The organism is Blautia sp. CAG:237, from assembly GCF_000436615.1.
GTDB classification, from domain to species: Bacteria; Bacillota; Clostridia; order Lachnospirales; family Lachnospiraceae; genus Blautia_A; species Blautia_A intestinihominis.
In genome coordinates, this window is sequence record NZ_FR886762.1 from 1 (window position 1) to 9,527 (window position 9,527).

Consider the following 9,527-nt stretch of genomic DNA (forward strand, 5'->3'; position numbering starts at 1 on the left):
CCTTCCAGTCCGAAGATATCACCGATATCAGATTTCTTGAAATCTGCATAAGATTCTTCTCCGATCGCATCTCTTGCTACATAGACCTGAATATTGCCCTGCAGGTCCTGGATATTACAGAAAGAAGCTTTACCCATGACACGCTTGAACATCATACGTCCGGCGATAGCTACATGGATCGGGCTTGCATCCATGATCTCTCTTCTTTCTTCATAGTCCTTCTTGAGAACTTCTCTTGCCTGTGCTTCATCAAGACCTTCCACATCCGGAGTCTCGCGGTCCTTTAAGAGCTCTGCCTCATGTGCTTCGTAGAGTTCTTTTACCTCAAGTGAATGATGTGTCTGGTCAAATTTTGTGATCTGAAACGGGTCCTTGCCATTTGCCTGCAGGTCTGCAAGCTTTTCACGACGAACCTTCAGCAGCTGGTTTGTATCCTGCTTCTTCTGCTCTGCCACTTCTTTGGCCTCCTTCTGTCTTTTGCTTGGTTATTAGATGTTTCTCTGGATCTCCAGAACTTTGTATTTCATGATTCCCATTGGCATTTCTACTTCTACAACATCGCCTGTATGAGCACCGATCAGGGCTTTTCCTACAGGAGACTCGTTGGAGATCTTGCCTTCAAGGCTGTTAGCCTCTGTAGAACCAACGATCTTTAATTCCATATCTTCATCGAATTCATAGTCATGTACTTTGACTTTGCATCCAACATTGATTCTGTCAAGATCAACTTCATCCTCTACAACAACTTCTGCATTCTTGAGGATCTTCTCGATCTCTTCGATACGAGCCTCGATATCTCTCTGCTCGTCCTTTGCAGCATCGTACTCAGCGTTCTCGGAAAGGTCACCCTGTTCTCTCGCTTCTTTGATCTTCTCTGCTACTTCTTTTCTTTTGACAACTTTTAAATCGTGCAGTTCGTCTTCCAGTTTCTTAAGACCTGCATATGTTAATAAATTCTTCTTTTCTTCCATAATCCTTACACCCTTTCAAAATAGACGGATATTCATTGGATATATACTCCCAGAACAATCATACCTCAAAAAGGGCAGACTTATTCTAGGATATTCACAATTCCTGTATTATACCGAAATCCATATGCCTTGTCAAGCGTAAAACAGTTGTATTTCCTGGCGATTTCGGACGTTATTTACCGTTTCTCTTTTTACCTGTTTTCCAGCTCATGATCCAGCAGCTTCTCAAGTTCTTCATAGCTGCTCACCAGATTGGAATCCCGCCTCAGTCCGGCACTGTGTCTCATCCCTGATGTGTACCATGCGATATGCTTACGCATCTCACGGATTCCCGTGAATTCACCTTTCAGTTCGATCTGCATTCTTGCATGGCGGAGGATCATTTCGCGGATCTCATCCCAGGATGGCCGCGGAAGCAGTTCTCCTGTTGTAAAATAATGGTTCATCTCACGGAAGATCCATGGATTTCCTCTCACGGCACGGCCGATCATTATGCCATCGCAGCCTGTTTCTTTTACCAGGGCTTCTGCTTTCTCTGGTGAATCCACATCACCGTTTCCAATGACAGGGATCGATACAGCTTCTTTGATCCTGTGGATCGTATCCCAGTCCGCCTCACCAGCATAGTACTGCTGTCTTGTCCTTCCATGGACTGCAACTGCTGCCGCACCGGAATCTTCGATGATCTTTGCAATCTCTACAGGATCAACAGGATATCCTTCAAATCCAATACGGATCTTCGCTGTGACCGGTTTCTTTACTGCGTGAGAAACTTTGGTCACGATCTCTCGGATCAGATCCGGGTTTTTGAGAAGTGCGGAACCTTCGCCATTATTGACTACCTTCGGAACAGGGCATCCCATGTTGATGTCCAGAATGTCAAACGGCTGCTCCTCAATGCTTTTTGCAACCTCTGCCATCAGATCCGGTTCGCTTCCAAAAATCTGCATGGAAACCGGATGCTCTGCCGGATCGATCTGCATGAGAGAAATTGTATTTTTGTTATGGAAAGAAATCGCCTTCGCGCTGACCATCTCGGTACACAGAAGTCCTGCACCCTGTTCTTTGCATAACAAACGGAATGGCAGGTCTGTCACGCCTGCCATCGGAGCCAGGATAAATGGATTCTGCATTTCAACCTGGCCAATTTTCCACTGCATCTTCATAATTTACTCCTCGTTATCCACATGTTCCACAGATTCTTCCATATCTTCTCCGAGGAAAAATACACGATAGTACATCTCAAGAGATTCCAGGAGCTCTCTTTTCTCTGACTGAAGCTGTTTGATCTTCAGGACACTTCCAATTTCGTCATATCTGAAATCAGAATCCGTCGCTTCTGTCTTGAACTGCAGATTTCCGTTCTCATCAAACTCCAGTGTCAGGATTCCGCCGACATCCTCTGTATATAATACACACATGACCTGCAGTTCCTGCTTGATCGTTTCCGGAAGGGATGCAAAATCCTGATTGAAATAATATTTCTGCTCATAGGCACTTGCGCCGCAGAGCACAACATTTTCCTGATACATAAAATATATAACTCCTTATAAATAAAATATCATACGTAACTGTAAAGTCCTCTTACGGAGACTTCTCCTGAGCATACCTTTCGGATCGCGCCGTCTGCGACTTTTACCAGAAGTTCGCCCTCTCTGTCGATTCCGATTGCGATTCCTTCATACGGGTTCAGCTTGTCCAGGATACGCACCGGCTGACTTCTGTTTGCCAGCATTGCATTATAGTCATCAAGCATAAGAGACAGATCACAGGTTTTTACAAACTTCTCGTAGTTCTTCTCGAATTTCTCCATGATCAGCCCGATCACACGGTTTCTGTCGTATTTCTTTCCAGTTTCCAGATAGAGAGAAGTTGCCTTGTCTTTGAGGTCGTCCTGGATCTCCTCCAGATTTACATTGATTCCGATACCAATGATCACCTCTCGGATCTTTCCGTTTTCGAGGCCCATTTCTGTCAGGATCCCGCAGATTTTTTTGCGGGAAACGACAACATCATTCGGCCATTTGATGGAAACTTCGACATCCAGTTCCTTTACTGCCTGCGCCACGCTCAGCCCCATGACAAGTGTCAGCATGGAGGCATACTGTGGCTCAAACTCAGGTCTCAGAAGGATAGACATCATAACAGAACTTCCTTCCGGGGCTGTCCAGCGTCGTCCGAGGCGGCCCTTGCCTGCTGACTGGAATTCGGTAACTGCCAGTGTTCCATGCTCAGCACCTTCTTTGGACATACGCTTGCACCATTCATTTGTAGAATCTGTTTCTTTCGCAAAATGGACGGTTTTGCCCGCCCATTTTGTGTGTATCTCATCTGAAATTGTTTCTTTTGAATATACAGTATTTATCATTTGTTCTCCGGCTCTCCAAGAGTAGCTACCATAACTGCTTTGATCGTATGCATACGGTTCTCAGCCTCGTCAAATACATGGGACTGCTCAGATTCAAATACTTCATCTGTAACTTCCATGTCTGTCAGGTTGAAACGCTCACCCATTTCCTTACCGATCTTTGTCTTAAGGTCATGGAATGCAGGCAGGCAGTGAAGGAAGATTGCTTTTTCTCCAGCGTTTTTCATGACGTCTTTTGTTACTTTGTATGGAGTCAGTTCTCTGATACGCTCTTCCCATACTTCGTCCGGCTCACCCATGGATACCCATACATCTGTGTAGATAACATCTGCATCCTTGGTTCCTGCTTCAACATCCTCTGTCAGAGTGATGCTTCCGCCGGAAGCCTCTGCGTATGTCTTGCAAAGATCTACAAGTTCCTGATTCGGGAAGTATTTCTTTGTTGTGCATGCAACGAAATGCATTCCCAGTTTGGAGCATGCGATCATCAGTGAGTTACCCATGTTGTAACGGGCATCTCCCATGTATACAAGACGACGGCCTTTGAGATCTCCGAAATGCTCACGGATCGTCAGCATGTCAGCCAGCATCTGTGTCGGATGATATTCATTTGTCAGACCATTCCATACCGGAACTCCTGCGTATTTGGCAAGTTCTTCGACGATCTCCTGTCCGAAACCTCTGTATTCGATTCCTTCGTACATTCTTCCGAGAACTCTTGCTGTATCTGCAATGCTCTCTTTCTTGCCGATCTGAGAACCGGTCGGGTCCAGGTATGTACTGCCCATTCCAAGGTCATGAGCAGCTACTTCGAATGCACAACGTGTTCTGGTACTTGTTTTTTCGAAGATCAGGGCAATGTTTTTGCCTTTGTAATATTCATGAAGCTCTCCGGCTTTTTTCTTTGCTTTTAACTCAGCAGCCAGGTCGATCAGGTATGTGATCTCCTCCGGTGTAAAATCTTTGAGTGTCAGAAAATTACGTCCTTTTAAATTCATGATAATCTCTCCTCTTCCTCGTAGTTTCTGTATTTAATTCTGTGATTTTGGTTCTTCTGTGATGATCTCCTTAAGGGAGGAAGCAAGCCCTGCCACCCCCTGGATCTCTGATGGGATGATGATCTTGGTCGCTTTGCCGTCGGCTGCTTTGGCGAATGCTTCAAGACTCTTCAGTGTGAGAACTGCCTGGTCTGCACCAGCCTCACGGATCATTCGGATTCCCTCGGCATTTGCTTTCTGAACTTTAAGCACAGCTTCTGCCTGGCCTTCGGCTTCTTTGATCATTTTTTCCTTCTGTGCTTCTGCACGGAGGATCGCAGCCTGTTTCTCTGCTTCAGCATCCAGGATTGCAGATTCCTTGTGACCTTCTGCAACAAGAATCGTGGATTTCTTCTCACCTTCTGCACGAAGGATCGCTTCTCGTCGTTCACGCTCTGCTTTCATCTGTTTCTCCATGGCTTCCTGAATGGCAGCCGGTGGAATGATATTTTTGAGCTCTACACGGTTTACTTTGATTCCCCATGGGTCTGTCGCAACATCCAGAGAAGCACGCATCTTGGTATTGATCGTCTCACGGGATGTCAGTGTCTCGTCAAGTTCCATGTCACCGATGATATTTCGCAGTGTTGTCGCAGAAAGATTCTCGATCGCCATGATCGGATTTTCCACACCATAAGCGAATAACTTCGGATCTGTGATCTGGAAAAATACAACAGTATCGATCTGCATGGTTACGTTATCCTTGGTGATAACCGGCTGCGGTGGAAAATCTACTACCTGTTCCTTCAGATTGACACGTCTTGCAACACGGTCGATAAACGGTGTCTTAAAATGGATTCCTGTATTCCAGGTTTCCTTGTAAGCACCAAGACGCTCTACTACCATCGCATATGCCTGCGGCACGATCCGAACACAGGATGCAAGCACCCACAGAACGATCACGATAATAACAACTAAAAAAATAAGTCCGCCCATACTACAATTCCTCCTTACATTTTTTTACGATCAGTTTCACTCCTCGAACTGCTTCGATCTCTACTACTGATTCCTCCGGAATTTTCTCTCCATCGGATTCCGTTCTTGCCATCCATTCGATATCGTTGATACGAACCTGCCCTGTCTGGGACAAATTGTCGATTTTCTGAATGACGACGGCTTTCTTGCCGATCAGGCTATTCACATTTGTTCTGGGAATTCCCCGTTTCATATATCTGACAGCAAGCGGTCTGGTAAAAAACAATAATACCAGGGATACTGCCAGAAACAACAGCCACTGTGTGACAGCACCTGCGCCTGCCCCGGAAGCGATCGCTGCTGCCAGCGCACCTCCTGCAAACCAGACTGTTACCAGCCCCACCGTTGCTGCTTCTATGATCAGAAGAACTGCCAGAATCCCAAGCCACAACAAAAGATCCATAGGCCCTCCTTCCGGCTATAAAATAATACAGCCTTTTAGTTTCTGCGCTGCCTTGCCGCTTCGTACATAAGGATTCCCGCTGCCATAGCTGCGTTGAGTGATTCCACCTGTCCACACATTGGGATCCGGATCAGGCAGTCGGCCGCTTCTGCCGCCTGGTCGGTGAGACCCTTGCCTTCGTTTCCGATGAGAAATGCAGTTCCGCCTTTATAGTCTTCCCTGTCATAAGAATTTTTTCCCTGTAAATGTGCGGCAAAAAAACGGATTCCTCTGTCCTGAAGCTGCTGCTTTAATGATACCACATCTTCTACATATAAAAAAGGGATTCTGTACACAGAACCCATAGTTGCACGGATCACCTTAGGATTCGTGATATCCACACAGGTCTTTGTAAGAAAAACGCCGCTGACTCCTGCGCCTTCGCCGGTTCTTATGATTGTTCCGGCGTTGCCCGGATCCTGAAGATCTTCCAGCACCATGATCAGTGGATTTTTTTCCTTCAGAAGATCCTGCATCTGGTAGGATGGCTGTCTGAGAACTGTAAGGATTCCCTGCGGAGTCTGTGTATCACACATCTGCCGGAAAACGCCGTTCTCTACGGATTCCCAGGAAAATCTGCGGACTTTTTCTATGACTTCTTCGTCGTCGAGCATGGATTCTGCCACATAGATCTTGTCGATCAGATTCTCCGGTGCTTCCAGAAACATCTTTCTGCCTTCTGCGACAAAAAGTTTCTGTTCTCGTCTTGCCTTCGCCTTCTGATTTAATTTTATGATATTTTTGACCTGTGTATTCTGTGCACTGGTAATCATAATTTCTCCTTTAATCTGAAACGGAGACCGCCTGACGGTGGCCTCCGCTGTAAAATACACGTTATATTATTTCTTATTGTAATTATGAGAAAGAGAATTACATACCTCCCACATGTACGGAGATACGTCTTTCTGCATGGCAAGAGCTTCGTTGATGTCGAAGTCCATAAATTCACCATGACGATATCCTACAACTCGACAGGATTTGCCTGCAACCAGAAGGTCTACTGCAAGAGCTCCCATCATAGATGCATATACACGGTCTTTACATGTCGGGTTACCACCACGCTGCATGTGTCCAAGAATTGTAGCACGAGTCTCGATACCTGTTGCAGCCTCGATACGTCTTGCCATTGCCTCAGAATGTCCGATACCCTCAGCATTAACGATGATGTGATGTTTCTTTCCTGCTTTACGGCTTGCGATGATGTTGTTGATCAGTTTCTGCTCGTCGTAATCGTATTTCTCAGGGATCAGAACGTCCTCTGCACCGTTTGCGATACCGCACCACATAGCAAGGTATCCTGCATTACGTCCCATAACCTCGATGATACTGCATCTCTCATGAGAAGTAGAAGTATCACGAACTTTGTCGATTGCTTCCATAGCTGTGTTAACTGCTGTATCGAATCCGATTGTATACTCTGTACAAGCGATATCCAGGTCAATTGTACCAGGAACACCGATAGTGTTGATGCCAAGATTAGCCAGCTTCTGTGCACCTGCAAAAGAACCGTCTCCACCGATAACTACCAGTCCATCGATTCCATGTTTCTTACAGATCTCAGCACCTCTCTGCTGTCCTTCCGGTGTACGGAACTCTGCACATCTTGCTGTGTAAAGAATTGTACCGCCTCGTTCGATTGTATCAGATACGTCTCTGGCAGTCATATCAACGATTTCTTCATTCAGAAGGCCGTTGTATCCTTTATAAATACCTTTGACATTAAGTCCGCTGCTGAGACCTCTTCTTACAACTGCACGAATTGCAGCGTTCATTCCTGGAGCATCACCACCACTTGTGAGTACGCCGATGGTTTTTATCTGTTTCTCTGCCATGATTCTTTCCTCCATCTCCAGATTCCCATATAATAGGAAATCTTAGTTATCTGTTCTACACATATTCGTTGTATAGTGTAAAGCATTTTTAGAAGTTTTTCAATACTCTTTCCACAAGTTCGTGCACTTTTTACACCCTGAATTTATTATATTTATGTCTCTTTTTCTGGAATTTAATGTGTTTCTTACCTCTCATTTACCTCATTTTATTTTTTTACGTATCATTTGCGTATCAGAGCAGATCCAGCGCAACCCTTTCTGTACTGCTTGTCCAGGTTCGGTTGAACCCTGCTGCCCCATTGCCGTGTAAAGCCCTGCTGTAGATATATGAGGAATCATAAAACGGTCTGAGCTGTCTCGCCCTGCTTGGTCTTCTCAGTTCCCTCAGTGCCTTTAATTCCCATTGCCTGGCCGCTTCTGTTGTGATCCCGGTTCTGGCGGCAATCTCTTTGTAGAACAAATTCTCCTGGTATCTCATTTTGATCACAGCCGGTTCTTTCCCTGGAAGATCTTCCACGATGTCCCACAAGATCTCTTTCAACTGCCTCTCTGTGACACTGTCCAGGATCTCACTGTAAGGATCTCCCGGATCTGCTACGGTATCACCGACTGTTACGGTATCATTCTCTAAACCGGTTACCGGTGTATCTATACTTCCGATACGGCTGAGCCGGTCATTCCTTTGAAGACTTTCAAGGGTTTTCACTGAACATCCCAGATAATAGCAATATTCCCTGGTATTGGGTAATCTTCCCACATGAAGATAAAACAGGTTCTGCAGTTTCTTGTACTGCCGTAGATCTTCCTGACTGTGGACCGGTATCCTTATGGTTCCGTTATTCTGGCAATATCTCTGCATACTCTGCCGGATCCAGTAGATTGCCCAGGTCAAGAAACTGCTGCCTTTATCCGGAGCATAAGATTCCACTGCTCTGCACAGACCGAAGTACGCTTCCTGTTTCAGATCTTCCCTTTCTTCTACTTTGCTGTAATCGTTCGCCAGTCTCTCGATCATGCCCCGGTTCTGCTGCCAGAGCTTAAGCATATTACTCTGCACGTCCTCTCCGGACTGAATCTTAAATACAAGTTCTTCATTCATTTCGCTGATACTTGACACCAGACAGCACCGCCTTTATTATAAATTTATCCCTGTTGCCTGCTGCCTTGTGTAGTGGGCTTTTCTTTTGGATCCATAATAGCACAACTGCCCCGCCGCTGGAAAGAGGGATTCCGGCAGCAGGGCAGGTCTTTTTATTTACGCGCGTTATCGTGTTCATTAATGATTTTAAAGTAAGTAAATGTAAGCATCAACATTGCGGAACGCTCCAAATATTTTTGTGTGCACACTTTCGGTGATTTTGTGTGCACACCTTTTGGGGCTCAATCAGAATATTTTTATAGGTCCCAGTGCTCTATCGATACTAGGTTTTACTAGGTTCAACGTTTCAAAAAAAGTCCAACATTTTCCAACATTCTATATTCGAAAATACCTTAGTATTTCTTAGTGTCCCCGTTGCGGTAAATCTTAGGTTTTCTTAGGGTATAAGCCTTTGTAAAACCTCAACATTTCTCAACATCAATACCTTGTAAAACCTCAGCATTTCTCAGCATCAGAGCCTCGCAAAATCCCAGTATTTTCAGTATTCTGTGAATGCAACGTTGCGTTTTTTTTAATTGCAACGTTGCAATAACTTCAGACCCCGTTTTTGATAACGAACGTTCGGATAAAAAAATAGCGAACGTTCGCTTTGCCTGGAAGGTTGTCAAATATCCCAAAAACCTGAGAAAACCTGAGATTCACGCGTGTATAGGAAAGCTATTCGTTTCGTTCTGGAACCTTAACATTTCTTAACATCAGCGTTGCGCATTCGTGTTTGTTTTGGAACTCCCTGTATCTGTCTG

General features: G+C 45.3%; 11 protein-coding genes. All 11 read right to left on the reverse strand.

What is annotated here, in order from left to right; genetic code table 11:
* Nucleotides 1–455: OB-fold nucleic acid binding domain-containing protein (locus tag QZL69_RS11330; protein ID WP_291519468.1), on the reverse strand; the 455-nt coding region annotated here is incomplete at its 3' end.
* A gap of 33 nt (nt 456–488) precedes the next feature.
* On the reverse strand, nt 489–971 hold the full coding sequence (gene greA / locus QZL69_RS11335; protein ID WP_022215319.1) for a transcription elongation factor GreA: 483 nt from the start codon (nt 969–971) through the stop codon (nt 489–491).
* 191 nt (nt 972–1,162) lie between these two features.
* Complete coding sequence (gene dusB / locus QZL69_RS11340; RefSeq protein ID WP_118699212.1) at nt 1,163–2,131, reverse strand: tRNA dihydrouridine synthase DusB; 969 nt, start codon at nt 2,129–2,131, stop codon at nt 1,163–1,165.
* Nucleotides 2,132–2,140: 9 nt separating this feature from the next.
* Complete coding sequence (locus tag QZL69_RS11345) at nt 2,141–2,503, reverse strand: DUF6145 family protein (protein WP_022215321.1); 363 nt, start codon at nt 2,501–2,503, stop codon at nt 2,141–2,143.
* Between the two features lie 29 nt (nt 2,504–2,532).
* Complete coding sequence (locus tag QZL69_RS11350) at nt 2,533–3,339, reverse strand: biotin--[acetyl-CoA-carboxylase] ligase (RefSeq protein WP_022215322.1); 807 nt, start codon at nt 3,337–3,339, stop codon at nt 2,533–2,535.
* A complete protein-coding gene (gene argF, locus QZL69_RS11355; protein ID WP_022215323.1) occupies nt 3,336–4,337 on the reverse strand; it encodes an ornithine carbamoyltransferase in 1,002 nt (333 codons plus the stop codon). Before argF ends, QZL69_RS11350 begins: the two co-directional genes overlap by 4 nt.
* Nucleotides 4,338–4,370: 33 nt before the next feature.
* Nucleotides 4,371–5,312, reverse strand: coding sequence for an SPFH domain-containing protein (locus QZL69_RS11360; RefSeq protein ID WP_022215324.1), 942 nt, complete (start codon nt 5,310–5,312; stop codon nt 4,371–4,373).
* A gap of 1 nt (nt 5,313) precedes the next feature.
* Nucleotides 5,314–5,754 carry an NfeD family protein gene (locus QZL69_RS11365; RefSeq protein ID WP_022215325.1) on the reverse strand — a complete coding sequence of 147 codons (441 nt, stop codon included), beginning with the start codon at nt 5,752–5,754 and terminating at the stop codon, nt 5,314–5,316.
* 35 nt (nt 5,755–5,789) lie between these two features.
* The gene (locus tag QZL69_RS11370) at nt 5,790–6,566 is read right to left on the reverse strand and encodes a TrmH family RNA methyltransferase (RefSeq protein WP_022215326.1); all 777 of its coding nucleotides are present in this window, start codon (nt 6,564–6,566) and stop codon (nt 5,790–5,792) included.
* Nucleotides 6,567–6,632: 66 nt separating this feature from the next.
* Entirely contained in the window at nt 6,633–7,625 is a 993-nt protein-coding gene (gene pfkA / locus QZL69_RS11375; RefSeq protein ID WP_022215327.1) for a 6-phosphofructokinase, read from the reverse strand.
* Between the two features lie 232 nt (nt 7,626–7,857).
* Entirely contained in the window at nt 7,858–8,742 is an 885-nt protein-coding gene (locus QZL69_RS11380) for a sigma-70 family RNA polymerase sigma factor (protein WP_022215328.1), read from the reverse strand.
* Nucleotides 8,743–9,527: the final 785 nt, after the last annotated feature.

Coding starts and splice junctions, on each gene's coding strand:
- greA (WP_022215319.1), bottom strand. CDS start 971: ATGGAAGAAAAGAAGAATTTATTAACATATGCAGGTCTTAAGAAACTG.
- dusB (WP_118699212.1), bottom strand. CDS start 2,131: ATGCAGTGGAAAATTGGCCAGGTTGAAATGCAGAATCCATTTATCCTG.
- QZL69_RS11345 (WP_022215321.1), bottom strand. CDS start 2,503: ATGTATCAGGAAAATGTTGTGCTCTGCGGCGCAAGTGCCTATGAGCAG.
- QZL69_RS11350 (WP_022215322.1), bottom strand. CDS start 3,339: ATGATAAATACTGTATATTCAAAAGAAACAATTTCAGATGAGATACAC.
- argF (WP_022215323.1), bottom strand. CDS start 4,337: ATGAATTTAAAAGGACGTAATTTTCTGACACTCAAAGATTTTACACCG.
- QZL69_RS11360 (WP_022215324.1), bottom strand. CDS start 5,312: ATGGGCGGACTTATTTTTTTAGTTGTTATTATCGTGATCGTTCTGTGG.
- QZL69_RS11365 (WP_022215325.1), bottom strand. CDS start 5,754: ATGGATCTTTTGTTGTGGCTTGGGATTCTGGCAGTTCTTCTGATCATA.
- QZL69_RS11370 (WP_022215326.1), bottom strand. CDS start 6,566: ATGATTACCAGTGCACAGAATACACAGGTCAAAAATATCATAAAATTA.
- pfkA (WP_022215327.1), bottom strand. CDS start 7,625: ATGGCAGAGAAACAGATAAAAACCATCGGCGTACTCACAAGTGGTGGT.